Below are 21,805 nucleotides of genomic sequence, written 5' to 3'. Positions count from 1 at the left end.
TGTGTGTTCTGGAAAGGGGAATTCCGCATTGAAACGTAGAGTTGCAATTATTGGAATGGTTGTTGCATTTTTAATTGGTGCTGGCGGGATGTTTGGTGGTATGTACTGGTTTGGGATAAACCCAGCGTATGTAACACAAACAGTATCGAATGGTAATGCTGGCACAGCGCAAGGAAATTTGGTAAAGATTAATGAGGCGTATGCACTAATTGATTCACGTTATGTGGAAGACGTGAAAGACGACAAATTAGTCGAAGGTGCGATACAGGGAATGTTGTCTACGCTGAAGGACCCTTATTCCACGTATATGGATAAAGAAACGGCAAAACAGTTTAGTCAGTCACTGGATCCTGAACTTGAAGGGATTGGAGCTGAAGTGAACAAGACGGATGGTAAGCTTATTATCGTATCGCCAATTAAAGGTTCACCAGCAGAAAAGATAGGAATTAAACCGAATGACCAAATTTTATCTGTAGATGGAAATAGTGTGAAAGATTTATCACGTGAAGAAGCAGTATTAAAAATTCGTGGTAAAAAAGGAACGACTGTTGCAATTGAAATTAAGCGCGCAGGAGTGGCTGATCCGATAGAATTTAAAATTAAGCGTGAAAAGATTCCGATTTTCACTGTATTTAGTTCCGTAAAGCAAGATAGCGGAAAAGATATCGGTTATATGCAAATTACTTCTTTCGCTGAAAATACTGCGAAAGAATTTAAGGATCAGTTAAAAGAGCTAGAGAAGAAAAACATAAAAGGCTTAGTTATTGACGTGCGTGGTAATCCTGGCGGTTATTTAAATAGTGTAGAAGATATACTAGGAGACATCATGACAGATAAAAAGCCAATGCTACAAGTAGAACAGCGAAATGGTGAGAAGAAGAAATTCTCTACGGAACTGAAAGAGAGAAAGCCATATCCAATTTCAGTATTAATTGATAACGGAAGTGCTTCTGCTTCAGAGATTTTAGCTGGTGCGCTAAAAGAAGGAGAAGGATACGATTTAATTGGTGAAAAAACGTTTGGTAAAGGTACTGTTCAACAGGCTGTTCCATTTAAAGATGGCAGCAATATTAAATTAACAATGTTTAAATGGTTAACACCAGATGGCAATTGGATTCATAAAAAAGGAATCGCGCCAACTGTAGAAGTGAAGCAACCAGATTATTATCATGCGACACCAATTCAAATTGAAAAGACACTTTCATACAATTCAAATGATGTACAAGTAAAACACGCGCAAGAAATGCTTAAGAGCTTAGGATATGTACCAGGACGTGAAGATGGATACTTTAGCAAAGAGACAGAATCAGCACTAAAAGCATTCCAAAATGCGAATGAGATGGAAGCAACAGGACAACTTGATAAAAAGACAGCTGAAGCGATTCAAACTAAAATCATTGAAAAAATCCGTTCTGGAGAAAATGATTTACAATTACAGACGGCATTGAAATTAATAGCGAAATAAGAAAGAATACAGGCACTTTGATGCCTGTATTTTTTTATGTGTTAAATATGATAAGATAAAAGAAAGAATGATATAAATGGTGGTGAATGAATTCGTGGAGGCATGGCTTTTTGAAATACTACGAGCAGTTGGACGTTTTTTCTTACACCCTGCTGTCTATGTATTTTTAATTAGTAGTATCTTCGTTGGATACTTACGTATATTACGAGAACGAAAAGATTTTTCTTTTAAAGTATATGATATTTGGTTTGAACTACGAACAACTCTATTTGCAGGTATTGGGTACGGATTAATCGTATCTATTATTACGATTGGGCTTGGGCTTGTTGTTTCAAAAGCGAGTTTATGGGCAATTTTACTTTGGACGTTATTATTCGGATTAACTGCTATGTATCGATATTTATCTGTAGCTTATACTTTCGGAATCGCGATTGCACTCGTGTTGTTATCGTCTAAGATGCCAGTTTCCTTCTTACAGCTTGGAGAAGGTGAAGAGGATACGATTGTATCCCTTGCTATTTTACTAGGCGTTATGCTCGTTGTAGAGGGGTTATTAATCTCTAAAAATGCAGTTCGTTATTCTACGCCGAAAATTAACAAAGGTAAGCGTGGGCTACGAATTGGACTACATGAATCCAATCGTTTATGGCTTGTACCAGTATTTATTCTTATACCAGGAGACGCGGTGACAGGATTTATTTCTTGGTGGCCTGTCGTTTCAATAGGTTCGACTACATACTCTTTATTCCTCGTTCCATTTTTAATTGGATTTATGAGAAAGGTTAGAAGTTATGAGCCGACGGAAGCTTTATTATTTACAGGAAGACGCGTCTATGGTTTAGCGGGGCTCGTACTCGTTTTAGGTATCGCAAGTTACTGGTGGCACGTATTCGCAATTATCGCGATGGGAGTCGCAATGCTTGGACGCTTTACAATCTCGATGCAAGAGAAAATTGCAGACGAGAAAAGACCAGCATACTTTGCCGCACGTAATGATGGACTTGTTGTGTTAGATACAATTCCTAATACAATTGGGGCAGAGATGAATTTAAAGCCTGGAGAAGTTATTACGAAAGTAAATGGAATCATTCCAAGAAGTACTGAAGAGTTTTATGACGCGCTTCAAACGAAGACGACAGGAGCGTTTTGTAAATTAGAAGTAGTAGATACAAATGGTGAGCTTCGTCTTGCTCAAACGGCATTATACGCCGGGGGACATCATGAATTAGGTGTTGTATTTGTTCAGCAAGAGCACGAGTGGGATTCGGAAGCTATATAAAATAAAATGGAAACCTTCATCAAATATAGATGAAGGTTTTTTTAGTTTCATAGACGGATAACTTGAATAATTATTTGATAATGGTTATCATTTAGAGAGTCTTTTAATTTGGAAAAGGGAGGAAAGATATGCTACGTAAATTTTTTTCTTACTATAAACCGTACAAAGGTTTATTCGTACTCGATTTTTCCTGTGCAGTTATCGCAGGTTTACTCGAACTTGGTTTCCCGCTTATCGTAAATCAATTTATTGATAAGTTATTACCAGGACAAAACTGGACGCTTATTTTATGGGCTTGTTTCGGCTTGTTCGTAGTTTATGTGTTAAATGCAGGTTTGCAATATGTTGTTACATATTGGGGACATATGCTTGGCGTTAACATTGAAACAGATATGAGGCAGAAATTATTTGATCACATTCAAAAGCTATCATTCAGATTTTTTGATAATAATAAAACAGGTCATTTAATTTCACGTCTTACAAACGATTTAATGGAAATTGGGGAAATTGCTCACCATGGACCAGAAGATTTATTCATTGCCATTATGACTTTAGTTGGAGCATTTTCATTTATGATGATGATTAACTGGAAGTTAGCACTTCTAACATTCTTCGTAATCCCGTTCTTATTATGGTTGGCACTTTACTTCAATAAAAAAATGACAGGTACGTTTAGACGTTTATTCTCAGACGTTGCTGATTTCAATGCATGTATCGAGAACAATGTAGGTGGTATCCGCGTTGTACAAGCATTCGGAAATGAAAAGTTTGAGCAAGAGCAATTTGCTGTAAATAATGCTCGTTTCCGTACAACAAAATTAATGGCGTATAAAATTATGGCGTTAAATTCATCGATTAGTTATATGCTGATGCGTCTTGTAACACTCTTTGTATTAATATGTGGTACATGGTTTGTTCTGCAAGGTGAATTAACGTACGGTGGATTTATTGGATTCGTTTTATTAACGAATATTTTCTTCCGCCCAATTGAAAAAATTAATGCGGTTATTGAAAGTTATCCGAAAGGAATCGCTGGTTTTAAAAGATATGTAGAACTTCTGGAAACAGAGCCGGATATTGTAGATTCTAAAGATGCGATAGAAGTTAAACATGTACACGGCGATATTCAATACAATAACATCACGTTCGGATATGAAAATAAAGAGCCGATTTTAAACGATATTAGTTTGAAAATACATGCAGGTGAAACAGTTGCTTTCGTTGGACCATCAGGGGCAGGGAAAACAACACTATGTAGTTTATTACCTCGTTTTTATGAACACTCATCTGGATCAATTCAAATTGATGGCATTGACACTAAAGAGATGACGTTATCGTCACTTCGTAAGCAAATCGGAATTGTACAGCAAGATGTTTTCTTATTCTCAGGAACAATTCGTGAAAATATCGCTTATGGAAACTTAAAAGCTTCAGAATCTGAAATTTGGCAGGCGGTAAAACGTGCTCAGCTAGAGGACTTAATTTACTCGCAACCAGACGGTTTAGATACAGTTATCGGTGAGCGTGGTGTGAAACTTTCAGGAGGACAAAAGCAGCGCTTAGCGATTGCACGTATGTTCTTGAAGAACCCGCCAATTTTAATTTTAGATGAAGCAACTTCTGCGCTAGATACAGAGACAGAACTTGCTATCCAAAAATCACTTGCAGAACTATCTGTCGGCCGTACAACATTAGTTATCGCTCACAGGCTTGCAACGATTAAAAATGCAGATCGCATCGTCGTTGTAAATAAAGACGGTATTGCAGAACAAGGTTCACATGAGGAACTAATCGAACGAGGCGAGGGTTACAGCCGATTGTATGAGGCGCAGTTTAGTTCGTAAATATAATTTCTGCTGAATTAGTGCACCATAAGTAAGTGGAAATCTTATATGGGAGGCTATAAAGCATGATTGTAACAACAACTTCTACAATTCAAGGGAAAGAAATTATTGAGTATATCGATATCGTTAATGGCGAAGCAATCATGGGTGCGAATATCGTTCGTGACCTTTTCGCTTCTGTCCGTGACGTTGTCGGTGGTCGCGCAGGCGCCTATGAAAGTAAATTAAAAGAAGCGCGCGACATTGCAATGGAAGAGATGAAAACTCTCGCAAGACAAAAAAATGCGAACGCCATTGTTGGTATCGACGTGGACTACGAAGTAGTTCGCGAAGGAATGCTAATGGTTGCGGTGAGTGGGACTGCTGTCCGTATATAAAGTGAAAAGCCGTGCTGGTGCACGGCTTTTTGTTGTTATTGTGTCTAACATGATAGGTAGGGTGATATTCTATGTCGAAGCCTCGATATTTCTTGGGAAATGTGGAAGGTCCCGTCGATATATGGGGAAGACATTAGAGCGCTTCTTTACACTGCCGAATTCGAACTAATAATTTTTCGTATTCTTGTTCGAGAAATGTGATGTCATCATGCTGATTTGGGATAGAAATCCGGCTGATGATTTCTGTTAATTTTGTTTGTAACCGTAATAATTCTTGTTCAGTAACGTTTACAGAAGCTTGGGTGGTTCTTTTTGTGTATTGCTCGTAATTGCCGTGGAATATTCTTGGTTCGCTCTCATCTACTTGTAGAATATGGTTTGCAACAGAACGAATAAAGGCACGGTCATGGCTAATGAAAAGTATTGTGCCAGGATACTCCTGTAACATACTTTCTAATTCTTCTTGCGTTGCCAAGTCTAAATAGTTTGTCGGTTCGTCGAGCAGAAGCATATTATAGTTTCCTAAAAATACTTTTGCGAGTGCAACCTTCATGCGTTCTCCACCACTTAAGATGTGCACAGGTTTATGAACATCTTCACGGCGGAATAGGAGCCTTGCAAGTATTGTTCGAACGAACGATTCTGTATAGTTTGTTTCTTCTAGAACGTTTTCTAAAATTGTTTTATCTGTTTTTAAAATAGATAATGTTTGTTCAAAGTATCCAATTTTACAACTTTTCGAAAGCTGAATGCCACGCTCGTTCGCGAGAAGCATTTTGAACAAAGTTGTTTTTCCGCTTCCGTTTCCCCCTAAAATAGCAAGCTTTGCCCCAGGGACAATTGTTCCATTCATATTTTTAAATAGTGTGCGATCCCCTATTTTCTTCGTTGTTTTATTAAACTGAACAACTGCTTTACTATGAATTGGTGTGTGGTATTGTACGTCAAACTGAGCTTGAGAAAAGTCCTTTGGTTTTTCTTTCTGTTCCAACTTTTCAAGGCGTGTTTCTAGTACTTTCGCTACTTTGCTAACATTTTCTTGCCCATGAGCCCCGCTGCACTTATAAAGTTTAGATTCAGATGAACTGAACCGTGTTGGGATTTTTGTCATGCTAGAAGCACGTTGCTTTCTTTGTGAAATTGACTGTTCTAACCGATTTTTTTCTTGTATATATTGATCATATTCTGCTTGCTTTTGTATTCGCTCACGTTCTTTTTGCTTTCGATAGTTTGAATAATTACCTTTATATTCTTGAATAGTACCGTCTTCAACTTCGATGATTTTTGTACATATGGCATCTAAAAGATCACGATCATGCGATATTAAAACAAGTGCACCTTTATAAGATAAAAGTGCCTTTTCTAATTGCTCTGTACCGAACATGTCTAAGTGACTTGTTGGCTCATCAGCAAATAGAATGCCTGCATCTTGTTCGAGGGCATGGGCGATCTTTAGGCGCATTCGTTCACCGCCACTCATTGAATTTGCGACGTTTGAAATATTCCATTTGCCTTTAGCGAGGGAAGAAGCGGTTTCCGGTATCCTCTCGCTAAGCTGTGGAATGATGGCGATAGAACTATGATGAGTTACTGTGCCTTTGTCAGCTTCTATTTCTTTACTTAATATTTGTAATAACGTAGATTTTCCAGCTCCGTTGACTCCGACAATCCCTATACGATCGTTTGCTTGAATTTCTAGTGATGGTAACGTAAATATGGTGCGATCACCAAAGCTCTTTTCGATATTACGTGCGATTAAAATAGTCATAAAAAAACCTCCCTAGTTTCACTAGAGAGGATAAATGTCGCCCTTCAATGTAAAAATCGTACATAAATAAACGATTTTTTTACATGATCGTATCGAAAGAAAGTATCGACAAATGGACAGACTAATCCTCTGCTAGTTTTCATCATTTTTGTTCACTATTTGTGATGGATGAAATAAATAAGAGAATTAGAACTTCATTGGTCAAAGTACCTTCCTTTCATAATATTATTTTTATTGTATGCGCATACAAATGGATTTGTCAAACTTATTTCTGTGTGCTATTTTTGAATTTATTATTATACAACTGTGCTTTTGCCAGCGCCTCAGCATCGTTCTTGATTTCATCTAGTCCATTCGCATCCCCAATAATATACCCTTCAAATGATGAACCAACAAAATCAAAGATATATTGAAACTGGGCGATAAGCGGCAATGCTTTCAGTTTTGGACTGTCTCCGCCAACGATGACAACGTACATTTTTTTGCCTTTCATTTTTTCTTTGAAATGAAGAGACTTATTACGCAAGCTTTGTGACCAGCGATCAACGAAGTTCTTCATGTGGCCGCTCATTCCGTACCAGTATAGCGGTGTAGCGAAGATAATTGTGTCGTGCTCTAGCATGCGCTCAATTAACTGCTCGTAGTCATCATTTACAGGTTGAAATCCTTCTACATCATGGCGCTGATCTATGATTGGGTGGACGATATGATCACGCAAGTAAATTTGTTCTGTTTCAATCCCATGAATCACCATATGTGTTAAAGCTTCCGTATTTCCGTTTTGTCTTGAACTGCCATGTATAACAAACATGTAATCATCCCTTTTCTTTTGCTTGTTTTAGGAGTGAAACGTGTTTTTGCAAATTCGTTTGAATGTTGGAAAGTAATGTGATTTGCTTCGTTACCTCATCAAGTTTGTCTTCGTAAAGTGCAAGGATACTACTACACGGATTTTCGTAAAGATGTGGCTCGATTTCGAGGCAACGTAGCATTCGTTCTGTTTCTTCTAAATTTAAGCCGATTTGCAAGTACATTTGAATCAGCTCTACTTTTTCGATTGCACTTTCATCAAAATCACGGTAGCCATTTGCTAGGCGTTTCGAAGGGAGTAATCCCTTTTCTTCATAATGTCTTAGTGCCCTTTCGCTAACCCCAGTTTCTTTTGATAACTCTCCAATTCGCAATGCGTTTCACTCCTTTTACATGTATTGTAAACCTTCACACTAATGTGAAGGTCAACTTTGTTTTTTCGCAAAAGAATTCACATGATTTAAAAACACTTGAATGGCTTTAGACGGAATGAAATATTTGCCGCGCACGATGGAGAATGGACGGATTAGCTCTTCGTTCGGAACAGGGATGTGGAATATTTCTTTTGCTAATAGTTCTTTTCGAACAGTCCAATCTGAAAGGATAGCGATGCCAAGACCGGCTGCAACGGCTTCCTTCACGCTTTGAATACTGCTAAATGTAAAGAAGCGTTTCATTTTTAAATGATGTTGGTGTATAAAGCGATCGCTATAGGCACGTGTGCCAGAGCCGCTCTCCCTTAATACCCAGACTTGGTCTTGCAATGTATTTTCGTTAATCCCCTTGATATGGAGCAATGGGTGGTTTGGCGGGACGACGAGTTTCATTTCATCTTGCATAAAAGTTTCAACATCTACGTCAGCGTATACGACTTGGCCTTCCACTAAGCCGATATCAATTTGATTAGAGCGGAGGCTTTGTAAAACTTCTTCCGTATTTGAGATAAATGTATGAACTTCGACGTGTGGATTTTCATTGGCAAAGCGCGCAAGTATTTTTGGAAGTAAGTATTCGCCAATTGTAAAGCTAGCGCCGATGCGAAGTGTTCCTGTTACAACGTTATGTAGGTCGTTAATTTCCTGTTTTGCATCTTCATAAAGTGAAAGCATTTGCTTTGCGTGTATGTATAATATGTTTCCAGCTTCCGTAACTTGGACGTGCTTTGGGGACCGCTGAATAAGTGTAGTCCCAAATTCATTTTCCAGGTTGCGAATGTGCATACTAACGCCAGGTTGTGAAAGATTTAATAGTTCCGCAGCACGAGAGAAATGCTTTTGCTCAACGACAGTAACAAAGATCTTTAAAATGTCGACGTTCATTTGTTAGGCCCCTTTATTTTTTCTTTTATTTTATCATAAGTATTTCTGATGATAGGGATTCAATATTGATATTAAACTTATTATTAAAACTCTCTTATAATGTAACTAGAAAGAACATGCATGTTCCAATACGATTATTGGGGTGGTACAAAGTGGAACAAACACTTGTTATACAAAAGAAGAAGGGCTTTGGATTTTCGCAAGGTATTGGGATTACGTTATTAATCGCAATCGCCGCGAAATATTTAGCAGAGCTTCCATTTTTAAATATTATGGGACAATTAGTAATCGCTATTCTAATCGGGATGGTTTGGCGCGCTGCAATCGGGATTCCTCAAGAAGCGATAGTGGGAACGAACTTTGCGAGTAAGAAGTTGCTTCGCTTTGGGATCATTTTACTTGGAATGCGGTTAAATCTTGTAGATATTGCGAAGGCGGGGCCGAAAGTATTGGTCATCGCAGCGGTTGTTATTACATTTACAATTTTCGTTGTATATGGACTAACGAAAGTATTTAAAGTAGAACAGAAACTTGGAATTTTAACAGCATGTGGGACGGCAATTTGCGGAGCTGCAGCGGTCGTGGCAATTGCACCGCAAGTGAAAGCGAAAGATGAAGAAACAGCAGTGGGGGCAGCGATTATTGCAATTTTAGGTACAATATTTACACTTATTTATACGCTATTATACCCAGTGCTTGGCTTCTCACCCTACGGTTACGGGGTGTTCTCAGGTGCGACGCTGCACGAAATTGCTCACGTTATCGCGGCTGCAGCGCCAGGAGGTAGCACGGCTGTAGACATCGCGGTTATTGTGAAGTTAACGCGCGTAGCGATGCTTGTGCCAGTAGCGATTTTAATTGGATTATGGTTTGGTAAGAGCGAGGAAAGCAAGGAAAAAAGATCGTGGCGCGACCTTCCGATTCCTTGGTTCATCTTCGGATTTTTAGCAATGAGTGCGGTGCATTCGATTGGGATTATCCCAGAAGTTGTTGCCGGATATATTGTAGTAATTGCGTACATGCTTATTGCAATGGCAATGGCAGGGCTAGGTTTAAATGTAGAGTTTAAAACGTTCCGCAAATTAGGAAGTAGGGCATTCGTGGCAGGGTTGATTGGCTCGGTTTGCTTATCTGTTCTTGGGTACGTTCTTGTATATACATTAGGATTTATGTAGCAAAAAAAGAGGCATCTTATAGATGTCTCTTTTTTTACCTTTTTTTGTAAAGATATCTTTACTTTCGAAGGTGGAGCCTATGGGTGTGAAAAATAAAATTAAAGAATTGCGAAAACAACATCATATAACGCAAATTGAAATGGCAAAGGCAATGCAAGTGACGCGGCAGACGATTGTGGCGATTGAAAACCATCATTATAACCCGAGTCTAGAGTTATCCCTAAAAATCGCCAAATATTTTGGGGTGAAGGTGGAGGAAATATTTACGCTAGAGTAAGGGGAGAAAAAATGGAAGATAATAAAAAGTTATTGATTGGTGCGACTATTGGATTGTTTTTGGGAGACATTGTAGTTCATATTATGAATCCGGCTATACCAATTTTACCGCTCATAGTGAGTAACGTTTTAGCAATTGTATTTTTGATAGTGTATGCCTATTACAAAAAGCGTAAGTACAAAAAAGAAGAACTTCCAGATATAGATGAGCGAGTAAATGAAAATATAAAAAATATGTAAATGTCTCATTTGTATTCGCGTTTCTATTGCTTATTGTTTATATTGTTGCGAGTAAAGCAATGGGCAGAGCTGTTATACCAGTGCAAGAAATATTTATGATATGTAGTTTCTTATTTGCGGGTAGTCTCATCATAGGAGTCATGATAGGGAAACGAGCATAGAGATAGGCGGAATGAAAAATGCAAGATGAGTTTGAGAGATTCCAGTCAGATAAAGCGTTTAAATATGTAGGGTTATTTTTTACGATTAGTTTAGCGATATGGAGTTTATATAATTTAATTGTTGATGGAAATGCTGGTATGCCGTTTGTTTTATTTGTACTAGGGCAGTGGGTGTATTTTCTTGTGAACTATTGGCCGAAGTGGAAGTATAGAAATCAACAAGAAGCTGATCATGTATGAGTAAGTAAGATGTTATACGGTTCATAGGAAGTTTGTTTTTAGCGGGTCTTGCTTTAAATGTGAGTTTAATGATTTTAAGTATTTCGTGGGGAACGATCTTCATATCGAATGTAGCACTAGTCATTTTATATGGCATTTCGGAATATAGAGAACAGAAGCGTTTGAAAGAAGAGAGAGTACCGTCAATTGATGAGCGAGTTGTGAACAATATGAAGTCATATTTTACGATTTGTATTACAAGCTGCGTTTTTTTGTTCATTATGTATCTTTGTGTAAATAAGTATTTAGATAGGCAAGTAGTACATGTAAATGAGTTATTATATATTGCTATTTTTGGTTTATTAATAAGTATGGCATCGACGAGTGTGTTAGCAACAAGGAATAGATAGAAAAAGGGGAACTGGGATGGGATTACCGGTATTATGTGTCGCTACGGCTATTTTTGCTTTGTTTTGGGGAATACAAAACTTCTCTCGCAATCCAGTGCCAAGTGTATGTATTATGATTGGTGCTGTAGGTTTATCATACTATTTATTAATTTTAGCGCATTATCATAAAACAGCAACAAGTGTTGTTTTAGGGGCAATTATTTTATTTTGTGGTCGTGCTATACAAAAGGGGTTATTTCCATAAAAGCTGTTTATACAAAAGGTATAAACAGCTTTTTGTATTTTTTTTACAAACTACTTGAAAGTTACGTAACGTCATCTTTTATAATGAAGGAGAAGAGGTGATGGAGTTGATTTCAATTCAAGAACTAACGAGGGAAACAGGGGTTACAGTAAGGACGTTACGTTATTATGATCAAATTGATTTATTAAAGTCGAGTGGGAAAACTGATGGAGGACATCGGTTATATAGCGAGAGAGATGTTGTTCGTTTGCAGCAAATTTTATTTTTAAAAGAAATGGGTTTTTCATTAAAAGAGATTACGAATATGTTAGTAAAAGGTGAACTTAATTCAAAAGACTCGCTTGAAAAACAACTTAGATTTGTACAGGAAGAACAAAAGAAATTTAATCGAATGGAACGTATTTTACAGGCAGTTGTTTATTCAGTAGATGTGGAGGGAGAACTGGATTGGAAAGTTATGTTTGAACTCATTCAGCTTTCGAAACAGTCTCCTCGTATACGTGAAATATTCCAAAATGAATTATTTTCAAAGGAAGAGCAAGATTTACTTCGTAATTTACCAAATATGAGTGAAGAAGATCCGAATGTATTAGAGTGGGTAGATTTATTAAAGCAACTACGTAACTTTATGAAAGACGGTAAGGAAGCATCATGTGATGAGGTACAAGGCGCAACAAAGAAATTAATGCAGAAGTGTTTAGAGATGGCAAATGGTGATGAAGCATTTTTAGATAAATTGTGGGAAGTAAGAAAGTCAAAAGAAGATTCACAGAAAATGAGTATGTATCCAATTGAAGAAGAGCTTCTAGTATATATGGATGAGGCTTTTCGTATATATGATGAAAGGGAGAGGGATAAATGAGTATACTCGCAGAATATCGATGGTACTTTTTAATTGGTGCGGAGATTGTATTTTGGCTATCAGCTGTCGGATTCTTTTTACTAAGGTATGGATTTCGCTTGAAAAAGGCGAGCTTTATTATGGGGATTGTGCTGCTCATAAATGAAGTGTTTATTTTAACTTTAGGGGTAGTGGACTATTATCAAACAGGGAAGTTCTCTAATTTTCAAATCATTACGGTAATCATTTTATTATATGCAGTTTTTTATGGGAAAAAGGATTTGAAGAAATTAGATATATATGTACAAAAATTAGTTGCGAAGTGGCGGAATGAACCGGCGCCTATTATCGAAGAACCAATTGAAGTAGCAGGGATGGCGCATGCGAAGCAGGAAATGAAAAATTGGGTTTTACATCTTATTTTGTTTGTTGCTGTTCATATATTCTTTTTCTTCATGTATGGGCTTATTCCAGTAGAACAGTGGGGGAATTGGTTAGAGTCAGGAATCGTTTTAAATAAAGCAGCAAGCCGTGTAAGCCAAGTATGGGCTATTATTCTTTTAGCGGATACTGCGATTTCATTTTCATATGTTATTTTTCCGAAGAAGGAGAAAGGAAACAAGAAGCTACTTTCATAGAGGAAAGTAGCTTTTTTCTAGTATACCAATAGTTTGTATAGGAGAGGATAACAATAGGAAAAAGAACAGGTTTTATATGCTTATTTCTCTTTAGTTTAGTAGCATGTTCACAACCTAACAGTGCAATTGATAAGAAGAATGATGTCGTTGCAAAGGGGGCAGAAATTTCTAATCTAGATAAATTCGAGAAGTTCGTTTGGAATGTGGAACAAGGGGAAGTTGATAAAATAAGAATTGTACAGTATACACATGAAGGTGACCCGATTTTTCAAACGTTAGAGCATAGTGAGAAAGATATACTTTATGTGTTAGATAATAGACAAGATCAATTTGCTGGTGACCATAAAAGGTTACATAAAGATAGTTGTAAAAGGATTGTTAAAGAGCAACGTGAATCAGAAACGGCGTATAGGTTAATAGATTGTACGAATGAAAATGGGCGCAATGGATATGACTTATTATATGTACTTAAAAAATAGAGTTAGTAGAGGAAGGAAGTATTTATTCCTTCCTTTTTTATGTATATAATGTCGAAAGTTTTACCGAATATCTGTTCGTTTTTTTAGGTTTTTTATGGGCATTCGTGGTAAAATAATAATACAGATTTTTATGAGGAGGTCGGTTTTTAGTTGGAACATCCATTTGAAATTATCTCAGAGTATTCCCCGCAAGGTGATCAGCCGGGAGCGATAGAGAAGCTTGTAGAGGGAATTAATAGTGGAAAGAAAAAGCAAGTGTTGCTTGGAGCGACAGGAACGGGTAAGACATTTACGATTTCAAATGTCATTAAAGAAGTGCAGAAGCCAACACTTGTAATGGCTCATAATAAAACGTTAGCAGGACAGTTATATAGTGAGCTGAAAGATTTCTTTCCTAACAATTCTGTGGAGTATTTTGTTAGTTATTACGATTATTATCAGCCGGAAGCGTACGTACCACATACGGATACGTTTATTGAAAAAGATGCGCAAATTAACGATGAAATTGATAAATTACGCCACTCGGCAACGTCTTCTTTATTTGAAAGAGATGATGTTATTATCGTTGCGAGTGTTTCGTGCATATACGGTTTAGGTTCTCCGGAAGAATACCGCGAGTTAGTTGTTTCGCTTCGAGTTGGTATGGAAAAGGACCGCAATCAATTGCTTCGTGAACTTGTTGATGTACAGTATGGACGTAATGATATTGATTTTAAGCGTGGTACATTCCGTGTGCGCGGAGATGTAGTTGAAATCTTCCCCGCATCACTTGATGAGCATTGTATTCGAATTGAATTTTTTGGGGATGAAATAGATCGTATTCGAGAAGTAAATGCATTAACGGGTGAAGTATTAGCAGAACGTGATCATGTAGCAATCTTCCCGGCATCTCACTTCGTTACACGTGAAGAAAAGCTGAAGGTCGCTATTGAAAATATCGAAAAAGAATTAGAAGAGCGTTTAAAAGAATTAAATGATAACGGTAAGTTGTTAGAGGCGCAGCGCATAGAACAGCGAACGCGTTATGATTTAGAAATGATGCGCGAGATGGGCTTTTGTTCAGGGATTGAAAACTATTCCCGTCATTTAACACTTCGTCCAGCAGGTTCAACGCCGTATACGCTTTTAGATTATTTTCCAGAGGATTTCTTAATCGTTATGGATGAGTCGCACGTATCGGTTCCGCAAGTAAGAGCGATGTATAACGGGGACCAAGCACGTAAGCAAGTGCTTGTTGATCATGGATTCCGTCTGCCATCAGCTTTAGATAATAGACCGCTCACGTTTGATGAGTTTGAAGAGAAAACGAATCAAGTTATTTACGTTTCGGCAACGCCAGGACCGTACGAGTTAGAGCAGTCACCGAAAGCAATAGAACAAATTATTCGTCCAACAGGGCTTTTAGATCCACCAATTGATATACGACCAATTGAAGGACAAATAGATGATTTACTAGGAGAAATCCATGACCGGATTGCGAAAAATGAACGTGTATTAATTACGACTTTAACGAAGAAAATGTCAGAGGATTTAACGGACTATTTAAAAGATGTAGGAATTAAAGTGAATTATCTTCACTCTGAAATTAAAACATTAGAGCGTATTGAAATTATCCGTGATCTTCGCCTTGGTAAGTTTGATGTACTTGTCGGTATTAACTTATTACGAGAAGGATTAGATATTCCAGAAGTATCACTTGTAGCTATTTTAGATGCTGATAAGGAAGGGTTCCTACGTTCAGAGCGTTCATTAATTCAAACAATTGGTCGTGCGGCGCGTAATGCAAACGGCCGCGTTATTATGTACGCAGATCGCATAACGAGATCAATGGGAATTGCAATTGAAGAAACACAGCGTCGTCGTAGTATACAAGAAGCTTACAATGAAAAGCATGGTATTACGCCGAAAACGATTCAAAAAGGAGTACGTGACGTTATTCGTGCGACAACAGCAGCTGAGGATACGGAAATATATGAAGCAACACCAGCTAAGAAGATGACGAAAAAAGAACGTGAAAATACAATTGCGAAGATGGAAGCAGAGATGAAAGAAGCAGCAAAGGCATTAGATTTCGAGCGTGCAGCTGAATTAAGAGATTTACTATTAGAATTAAAAGCGGAAGGGTGAAAAGAGTGAGTAAAGATTTTATTGTTGTAAAAGGTGCTAGAGCGCATAATTTAAAAAATATTGACGTAACCATTCCGAGAAATCAGCTTGTTGTTGTGACGGGATTGTCTGGTTCGGGGAAATCATCGTTAGCATTCGATACGATTTATGCAGAAGGACAGCGTAGATACGTGGAATCTTTATCTGCGTATGCGCGCCAGTTTTTAGGGCAAATGGATAAGCCGGATGTTGATATGATTGAAGGTTTATCTCCAGCGATTTCAATTGATCAAAAAACGACGAGTCGTAATCCTCGTTCAACGGTTGGAACGGTAACGGAGATTTATGATTATTTACGTTTATTATTCGCACGAATTGGTACGCCGATTTGTCCGAATCATGGAATTGAAATTACATCACAAACAGTGGAACAGATGGTAGACCGTGTTCTTGAATATCCTGAACGTACGAAGTTGCAAGTGCTAGCGCCTATCGTGTCAGGGCGTAAAGGTGCGCATGCGAAAGTATTAGAAGATATTAAGAAGCAAGGTTATGTTCGTGTGCGCGTTGATGGAGAGATGCTGGATGTATCGGAAGAGATTACTTTAGAAAAAAATAAGAAGCATTCAATTGAAGGTGTTATTGACCGTATTGTTGTGAAAGAAGGAATTGCAAGCCGACTTGCAGATTCACTAGAAAGTGCTTTAAAGCTTGGTGGGGGCCGAGTTTTAATCGATGTAATGGGAGAGGAAGAACTTCTATTTAGTGAACATCATGCTTGTCCACATTGTGGTTTTTCAATCGGAGAATTAGAGCCGCGTATGTTCTCGTTTAATAGTCCGTTCGGCGCGTGTCCTTCTTGTGATGGACTTGGATCGAAGTTAGAGGTAGATTTAGAACTTGTTATTCCGAACTGGGATGTATCATTAAATGAACATGCGATTGCTCCTTGGGAACCGACAAGTTCACAATATTACCCGCAATTATTAAAATCTGTGTGTAATCATTACGGCATCGATATGGATATGCCGGTGAAAGATATACCGAAGGATTTATTTGATAAAGTGCTGTACGGAAGCGGGGAAGAGAAGCTTTATTTCCGCTATGTGAATGAATTTGGTCAAGTAAAGGAAAATGAGATATTATTTGAAGGTGTTATTCCGAATATTGAGCGTCGTTATCGTGAGACGAGTTCTGATTATATTCGTGAGCAAATGGAGAAATATATGGCAGAGCAAGCTTGTCCGAAGTGTAAAGGTGGACGCTTAAAGCCTGAGAGTTTAGCTGTTTTCGTTGGTGATAAAACGATTGCCGATGTAACGAAATATTCTGTTCAAGAAGTACAGGAGTTCTTCTCAACTGTTGAGTTAACGGAGAAACAACAAAAAATTGCTCATTTAATTTTAAGAGAAATTCAGGAACGTGTTGGGTTCTTAGTGAACGTCGGTTTAGATTATTTAACGTTAAGTCGTGCCGCAGGAACTTTATCAGGTGGTGAGGCGCAGCGTATTCGTTTAGCGACACAAATTGGTTCTCGCCTTACTGGCGTACTTTACATTCTTGATGAGCCTTCTATTGGTTTGCATCAGCGTGATAATGATCGTCTTATTCGTACATTGCAGGAAATGCGTGATTTAGGAAATACGTTAATTGTTGTTGAGCATGATGAAGATACGATGATGGCTGCTGATTATTTACTTGATATCGGACCTGGTGCAGGTATTCATGGTGGTCAAGTTGTATCAGCAGGTACACCAGCTGAAGTTATGCAAGACGAGAATTCATTAACTGGGAAATATTTAAGCGGTAAAGAGTTTATTCCGGTACCACTTGAAAGACGTAAAGGTGACGGACGTAAAGTGGAGATTGTCGGTGCGAAAGAAAATAACTTAAAGAATGCGAAAATGTCATTCCCCCTAGGAACATTTGTAGCAGTAACAGGCGTATCGGGCTCTGGAAAAAGTACGATAATTAATGAAGTACTATACAAATCATTAGCTCAAAAGCTATATAAAGCGAAAGCGAAGCCAGGGGCTCATAAAGAAATTAAAGGTCTTGAGCAGTTAGATAAAGTTATTGATATTGATCAATCACCAATCGGGCGTACACCACGTTCAAATCCGGCGACATACACTGGCGTATTTGATGATATTCGTGATGTATTTGCGCACACGAATGAAGCGAAAGTACGTGGGTATCAAAAAGGACGTTTCAGCTTTAACGTAAAAGGCGGCCGTTGTGAAGCGTGCCGCGGTGATGGAATTATTAAAATCGAAATGCATTTCTTACCAGACGTGTATGTTCCATGTGAAGTTTGTCACGGTAAACGTTACAACCGTGAAACGTTAGAAGTGAAATATAAAGATAAGAATATTTCTGAAGTGTTAGGGATGACAATTGAAGATGGGGTAGAGTTCTTTGCTAATATCCCGAAAATTAAGCGTAAACTTCAAACACTTGTAGATGTAGGGCTTGGTTATATGAAATTAGGACAACCAGCTACGACGTTATCAGGTGGTGAGGCGCAGCGTGTGAAATTAGCTTCTGAATTACATCGTCGTTCTACAGGGCGTACGTTATACATTTTAGATGAGCCAACGACTGGCTTACATGCACATGATATTGCACGCCTTCTAGAAGTGTTGCAACGTCTTGTTGAGAGTGGTGAGACGGTACTTGTAATTGAGCATAATTTAGATGTTATTAAAACAGCTGATTATATTATTGACCTTGGACCAGAAGGCGGAGACAAAGGCGGACAAATCGTTGCTTCCGGAACGCCAGAGCAAGTAGTGAAAGAAGAGCGCTCTTATACAGGTAAGTATTTAAAAGAGATTTTAGATCGTGATAAAGCAAGAATGAAAGAGAAAATAAAAGAAGTAGAGTTATCACAATAAGTTGTTAATAAAAACCGAGTGGGAATTGCACTCGGTTTTTATTTCACTAAGGAAAACTGGTAAGGTTGTTAATAGGTATACAAGCATGAAGGGTAGAATAAGTTGATATAAGTGTTTGTATGATACTTGCGTTTATTAGCTATTAGCGTATGATGAAATATATATGTTAAAAGGATGTGTAAGGAAATGAGATGGATTGTATCACTTCTTGTAAATAGCGTTGTGTTAATCGCTGTATCCGGACTTTTAAAAGGGGTTGCACCAGACGCATTTTACATAGCAAATATACAAACTGCAATTATTGCGAGTATTATATTGGCGATTTTAAACGTATTTGTAAAGCCGCTTTTAATTTTAATTACGCTACCGATTACTCTTGTAACTTTCGGTTTCTTCTTAATTGTTATTAATGCGATTACGTTAAAGATGACGGATTCGTTATTAGGGGACGCCTTTAATATATCTGGATTTGGTGTAGCGATTGTTGCGGCAATTTGTATTTCTATTTTTAATATGATAATTGAAAAAGTAATTGTTGAACCATTACATGAAAAAAAGAGAAAATGACAAAAAGAAAAACATTTCATGATTCATATGAAATGTTTTTTTCTATTTATTAGAAACCGAGTTTCTTGTTTCCAGAAAAAAATGGTACAATATCCGATAGAATGGAATTTTACATCAAATGAGACTGAACCCGCAGCGGAGTGGAGGTTTATACATATGCCGAAAGTAAGGACAAAAGATTTAATTGAACAATTTCAATTGGAGTTAGTAAGTGGTGAAGAAGGGATTCATCGTCCGATTGATACGAGTGATTTATCGCGACCTGGAATTGAAATGGCAGGATTTTTTACATATTATCCAGCTGATCGCGTGCAGCTTCTTGGGAAAACGGAGCTTACGTTCTTTGATACGTTAACGACAGAGCAAAAGCAAGAGAGAATGAAAGCGCTTTGTACTGAGGAGACGCCTTGTATTATTGTAACTCGTAATCAAGATGTACCGGATGAGTTATTACAAGCATCACGTGAATCAGGCGTGCCTTTATTACGTTCTGCTCAAACGACGACGAGATTATCAAGTCGTTTAACAAACTATTTAGAAGGTAAGTTAGCGCCAACAACAGCTGTTCATGGTGTGCTAGTAGATATTTATGGTGTTGGTGTTTTAATTACAGGTCAAAGTGGTGTCGGGAAAAGTGAGACAGCGCTTGAACTTGTAAAGCGTGGTCACCGCCTTGTTGCGGATGATAGCGTAGAAATTCGTCAAGAAGATGAAGATACATTAGTAGGGAGCTCACCTGATTTAATTGAGCACTTATTAGAAATTCGTGGTCTAGGTATCATTAACGTAATGACGTTATTCGGTGCAGGGGCAGTACGAAATTATAAACGTATTACACTTGTTATTAATCTTGAAATTTGGGATCAAAAGAAAAATTATGATCGCTTAGGTCTTGATGAAGAGAAGATGAAGATTATTGATACAGAACTTACGAAGATTACACTTCCAGTTCGTCCTGGTCGAAACTTGGCTGTTATTATTGAAGTAGCAGCGATGAACTTCAGATTAAAACGTATGGGAGTCAATGCGGCACAACAGTTCTCTGAACGATTAATGAGTGCGATTGAGTTAGGAAATCAAGAGTAGACTCTGGAGAGGGAGGTCATATATATGCTGTTAGGTTCTGTACCACAGCTTGACCGTATTGCAGTCCAACTTGGGCCGTTCCCTGTTTATTGGTATGGGGTTATTATCGGTACAGGTGTGCTATTAGGTCTTTGGCTAGCAACTCGCGAGGGAGAAAGGCTTGGTATTCACAAAGATACATTTATCGACCTTGTATTAATCGCAGTACCAATTGCCATTCTTTTTGCGAGAATGTATTATGTCATTTTTGAATGGGAATATTATTCGCAAAATCCGAGTCAAATTATTAATATTCGTCAAGGTGGTTTGGCGATTCATGGTGGTTTAATCGGGGCTGTTATTACAGGAATCCTTTTTGCGAAACGACGCGGGCTTTCATTCTGGAAGTTAGCGGATATTGCTGCGCCGAGTATTTTACTAGGACAAGCAATTGGCCGATGGGGAAACTTTATGAACCAAGAGGCGCATGGTGATGAAGTAACGAGACAGTTTTTAGAAGGTCTTCATTTACCAGATTTCATTATTAATCAAATGTACATTGATGGTGTGTATTATCACCCAACGTTTTTATATGAATCATTATGGAACTTTGCAGGTGTTATTTTACTACTCGCGTTACGAAAAGTGAATTTACGCCGTGGTGAATTATTCTTCACATATTTAATTTGGTATTCAGTGGGACGCTTCTTCGTAGAAGGTTTGCGTACAGATAGTTTAATGTTAGGACCACTTCGTATTGCACAAGTAATGTCTATTGGAATTGTTGTTATTTCTATCATTTTCATTATTGTGAGACGAAAAATGGGGCAAGCTGATAAAAGATATTTAGAAAATTAGAGAAAAGTAGCATCTTATAGAAGATGCTGCTTCTTTCATATTCAGGTAATGAAAGGATTAAGGACGATGAAAATAAATACAGTGTTATTTGATTTAGATGGAACGTTAATTAATACAAATGAACTTATTATCTCTTCTTTTTTACATACGTTAAATCACTATTATTCTAATCAGTATAAGCGTGAAGATGTATTGCCATTTATCGGTCCATCTTTGCATGATACTTTTAGTAAAATTGATGCAAGTAAGGTTGAAGAGATGATTACATGTTATCGTCAATTTAATCATGAGCATCATGATGAATTAGTGGAAGAGTATGAAACTGTATATGAAACGGTTCAAGAATTGAAGAAGCAAGGTTATAAGATCGGCATCGTTACAACGAAAGCGAGACAGACGGTTGAAATGGGATTAAAGCTTTCGAAACTTGATCAGTTTTTTGATGTTGTCGTGACGATTGATGATGTGGAACATGTGAAACCACATCCAGAACCACTTCAAAAAGCACTCGAATTATTAGATGCAAAGCCAGAAGAAACATTGATGGTTGGTGATAATCATCATGATATCGTCGGTGGACAAAATGCAGGTACGAAAACAGTAGCGGTTTCATGGACATTGAAAGGTAGAGCGTATTTAGAAGCGTATAAACCAGATTATGTGCTAGATAAAATGAGTGATTTACTACCGATTTTGTCCCGCATTAACGGGTAGTAAGATTCCTGCCGGTTAAAGTGTCACTTTTATATAAGTAGAGGAGAGAGTTC

22 protein-coding genes and 1 pseudogene are annotated in these 21,805 nt (G+C 37.8%); 19 read left to right on the top strand and 4 right to left on the bottom strand.

What is annotated here, in order from left to right; all coding sequences use genetic code 11:
* The first annotated feature begins 28 nt into the window (after positions 1–28).
* The 4 genes from MHH66_RS25775 to MHH66_RS25760 all read left to right on the top strand — a co-directional run bounded on the left by MHH66_RS25775 (position 29) and on the right by MHH66_RS25760 (position 4,965).
* On the top strand, positions 29–1,465 hold the full coding sequence (locus tag MHH66_RS25775; RefSeq protein WP_098167532.1) for a S41 family peptidase: 1,437 nt from the start codon (positions 29–31) through the stop codon (positions 1,463–1,465).
* A gap of 94 nt (positions 1,466–1,559) precedes the next feature.
* Complete coding sequence (locus MHH66_RS25770) at positions 1,560–2,744, top strand: PDZ domain-containing protein (RefSeq protein ID WP_207553934.1); 1,185 nt, start codon at positions 1,560–1,562, stop codon at positions 2,742–2,744.
* Positions 2,745–2,872: 128 nt separating this feature from the next.
* The gene (locus MHH66_RS25765) at positions 2,873–4,588 is read left to right on the top strand and encodes an ABC transporter ATP-binding protein (RefSeq protein ID WP_002068306.1); all 1,716 of its coding nucleotides are present in this window, start codon (positions 2,873–2,875) and stop codon (positions 4,586–4,588) included.
* Positions 4,589–4,653: 65 nt separating this feature from the next.
* A complete protein-coding gene (locus tag MHH66_RS25760) occupies positions 4,654–4,965 on the top strand; it encodes a heavy metal-binding domain-containing protein (protein WP_002068307.1) in 312 nt (103 codons plus the stop codon).
* 133 nt (positions 4,966–5,098) lie between these two features.
* Here the strand turns inward: MHH66_RS25760 and abc-f are convergent, their stop codons facing one another.
* From abc-f to MHH66_RS25740, 4 genes are all read right to left on the bottom strand, one after another.
* Entirely contained in the window at positions 5,099–6,733 is a 1,635-nt protein-coding gene (abc-f, locus tag MHH66_RS25755; RefSeq protein WP_078184826.1) for a ribosomal protection-like ABC-F family protein, read from the bottom strand.
* Between the two features lie 265 nt (positions 6,734–6,998).
* Positions 6,999–7,544, bottom strand: a complete 546-nt coding sequence (locus MHH66_RS25750; RefSeq protein ID WP_063219390.1) for a flavodoxin family protein — start codon at positions 7,542–7,544, stop codon at positions 6,999–7,001.
* 4 nt (positions 7,545–7,548) lie between these two features.
* Entirely contained in the window at positions 7,549–7,917 is a 369-nt protein-coding gene (locus MHH66_RS25745) for a MerR family transcriptional regulator (RefSeq protein ID WP_002016114.1), read from the bottom strand.
* A 51-nt stretch (positions 7,918–7,968) separates the two neighbouring features.
* Positions 7,969–8,862: a LysR family transcriptional regulator gene (locus MHH66_RS25740; RefSeq protein WP_078184825.1), complete on the bottom strand. Its 894-nt coding sequence runs from the start codon at positions 8,860–8,862 to the stop codon at positions 7,969–7,971.
* 152 nt (positions 8,863–9,014) lie between these two features.
* Between MHH66_RS25740 and MHH66_RS25735 the strand changes: the two genes are divergently transcribed.
* The 15 genes and pseudogenes from MHH66_RS25735 to ppaX all read left to right on the top strand — a co-directional run bounded on the left by MHH66_RS25735 (position 9,015) and on the right by ppaX (position 21,752).
* Positions 9,015–10,037, top strand: a complete 1,023-nt coding sequence (locus MHH66_RS25735) for a YeiH family protein (RefSeq protein WP_078184824.1) — start codon at positions 9,015–9,017, stop codon at positions 10,035–10,037.
* Between the two features lie 79 nt (positions 10,038–10,116).
* On the top strand, positions 10,117–10,314 hold the full coding sequence (locus MHH66_RS25730; RefSeq protein ID WP_078184892.1) for a helix-turn-helix transcriptional regulator: 198 nt from the start codon (positions 10,117–10,119) through the stop codon (positions 10,312–10,314).
* An 11-nt stretch (positions 10,315–10,325) separates the two neighbouring features.
* Positions 10,326–10,714: pseudogene (locus tag MHH66_RS25725) on the top strand (hypothetical protein).
* An 18-nt stretch (positions 10,715–10,732) separates the two neighbouring features.
* Positions 10,733–10,954 (top strand): hypothetical protein, encoded by a 222-nt coding sequence (locus tag MHH66_RS25720; RefSeq protein WP_078184823.1) that lies wholly within the window; start codon positions 10,733–10,735, stop codon positions 10,952–10,954.
* Between the two features lie 68 nt (positions 10,955–11,022).
* Entirely contained in the window at positions 11,023–11,343 is a 321-nt protein-coding gene (locus MHH66_RS25715; protein WP_234803726.1) for an ATPase, read from the top strand.
* 16 nt (positions 11,344–11,359) lie between these two features.
* Positions 11,360–11,587 (top strand): hypothetical protein, encoded by a 228-nt coding sequence (locus MHH66_RS25710; RefSeq protein ID WP_078184821.1) that lies wholly within the window; start codon positions 11,360–11,362, stop codon positions 11,585–11,587.
* A 100-nt stretch (positions 11,588–11,687) separates the two neighbouring features.
* Positions 11,688–12,449: a MerR family transcriptional regulator gene (locus MHH66_RS25705; RefSeq protein ID WP_078184820.1), complete on the top strand. Its 762-nt coding sequence runs from the start codon at positions 11,688–11,690 to the stop codon at positions 12,447–12,449.
* The gene (locus MHH66_RS25700; protein ID WP_002139151.1) at positions 12,446–13,066 is read left to right on the top strand and encodes a hypothetical protein; all 621 of its coding nucleotides are present in this window, start codon (positions 12,446–12,448) and stop codon (positions 13,064–13,066) included. Before MHH66_RS25705 ends, MHH66_RS25700 begins: the two co-directional genes overlap by 4 nt.
* 47 nt (positions 13,067–13,113) lie before the next feature.
* Positions 13,114–13,545, top strand: a complete 432-nt coding sequence (locus tag MHH66_RS25695; RefSeq protein WP_078184819.1) for a DUF4362 domain-containing protein — start codon at positions 13,114–13,116, stop codon at positions 13,543–13,545.
* A gap of 150 nt (positions 13,546–13,695) precedes the next feature.
* On the top strand, positions 13,696–15,672 hold the full coding sequence (gene uvrB / locus MHH66_RS25690) for an excinuclease ABC subunit B (RefSeq protein ID WP_002016097.1): 1,977 nt from the start codon (positions 13,696–13,698) through the stop codon (positions 15,670–15,672).
* 5 nt (positions 15,673–15,677) lie between these two features.
* Positions 15,678–18,548, top strand: coding sequence for an excinuclease ABC subunit UvrA (gene uvrA / locus MHH66_RS25685; protein ID WP_078184818.1), 2,871 nt, complete (start codon positions 15,678–15,680; stop codon positions 18,546–18,548).
* Positions 18,549–18,734: 186 nt separating this feature from the next.
* Entirely contained in the window at positions 18,735–19,115 is a 381-nt protein-coding gene (locus MHH66_RS25680; protein WP_002089574.1) for a phage holin family protein, read from the top strand.
* Between the two features lie 156 nt (positions 19,116–19,271).
* Positions 19,272–20,201: an HPr(Ser) kinase/phosphatase gene (gene hprK, locus MHH66_RS25675; RefSeq protein WP_002016091.1), complete on the top strand. Its 930-nt coding sequence runs from the start codon at positions 19,272–19,274 to the stop codon at positions 20,199–20,201.
* A gap of 24 nt (positions 20,202–20,225) precedes the next feature.
* Positions 20,226–21,038, top strand: a complete 813-nt coding sequence (gene lgt, locus MHH66_RS25670; protein ID WP_002034719.1) for a prolipoprotein diacylglyceryl transferase — start codon at positions 20,226–20,228, stop codon at positions 21,036–21,038.
* Positions 21,039–21,104: 66 nt separating this feature from the next.
* Positions 21,105–21,752, top strand: coding sequence for a pyrophosphatase PpaX (gene ppaX, locus MHH66_RS25665; protein ID WP_002112826.1), 648 nt, complete (start codon positions 21,105–21,107; stop codon positions 21,750–21,752).
* Positions 21,753–21,805 lie beyond the last annotated feature (53 nt).

This window comes from Bacillus sp. FSL H8-0492 (genome assembly GCF_038006145.1).
GTDB classification, from domain to species: Bacteria; Bacillota; Bacilli; order Bacillales; family Bacillaceae_G; genus Bacillus_A; species Bacillus_A mycoides.
The sequence above is the reverse complement of the archived record's forward strand: the minus strand, read 5'-3'. Positions and strand labels throughout refer to the sequence as shown.

Bases quoted from the DNA above. Each gene is read 5' to 3' on its own strand.
- MHH66_RS25715 (WP_234803726.1), top strand. From the start codon at position 11,023: ATGATTTTAAGTATTTCGTGGGGAACGATCTTCATATCGAATGTAGCA.
- MHH66_RS25680 (WP_002089574.1), top strand. From the start codon at position 18,735: ATGAGATGGATTGTATCACTTCTTGTAAATAGCGTTGTGTTAATCGCT.
- MHH66_RS25700 (WP_002139151.1), top strand. From the start codon at position 12,446: ATGAGTATACTCGCAGAATATCGATGGTACTTTTTAATTGGTGCGGAG.
- abc-f (WP_078184826.1), bottom strand. From the start codon at position 6,733: ATGACTATTTTAATCGCACGTAATATCGAAAAGAGCTTTGGTGATCGC.
- MHH66_RS25765 (WP_002068306.1), top strand. From the start codon at position 2,873: ATGCTACGTAAATTTTTTTCTTACTATAAACCGTACAAAGGTTTATTC.
- MHH66_RS25710 (WP_078184821.1), top strand. From the start codon at position 11,360: ATGGGATTACCGGTATTATGTGTCGCTACGGCTATTTTTGCTTTGTTT.
- lgt (WP_002034719.1), top strand. From the start codon at position 20,226: ATGCTGTTAGGTTCTGTACCACAGCTTGACCGTATTGCAGTCCAACTT.
- MHH66_RS25750 (WP_063219390.1), bottom strand. From the start codon at position 7,544: ATGTTTGTTATACATGGCAGTTCAAGACAAAACGGAAATACGGAAGCT.
- MHH66_RS25720 (WP_078184823.1), top strand. From the start codon at position 10,733: ATGCAAGATGAGTTTGAGAGATTCCAGTCAGATAAAGCGTTTAAATAT.
- MHH66_RS25730 (WP_078184892.1), top strand. From the start codon at position 10,117: ATGGGTGTGAAAAATAAAATTAAAGAATTGCGAAAACAACATCATATA.
- ppaX (WP_002112826.1), top strand. From the start codon at position 21,105: ATGAAAATAAATACAGTGTTATTTGATTTAGATGGAACGTTAATTAAT.
- MHH66_RS25740 (WP_078184825.1), bottom strand. From the start codon at position 8,862: ATGAACGTCGACATTTTAAAGATCTTTGTTACTGTCGTTGAGCAAAAG.
- hprK (WP_002016091.1), top strand. From the start codon at position 19,272: ATGCCGAAAGTAAGGACAAAAGATTTAATTGAACAATTTCAATTGGAG.
- MHH66_RS25705 (WP_078184820.1), top strand. From the start codon at position 11,688: ATGGAGTTGATTTCAATTCAAGAACTAACGAGGGAAACAGGGGTTACA.
- MHH66_RS25760 (WP_002068307.1), top strand. From the start codon at position 4,654: ATGATTGTAACAACAACTTCTACAATTCAAGGGAAAGAAATTATTGAG.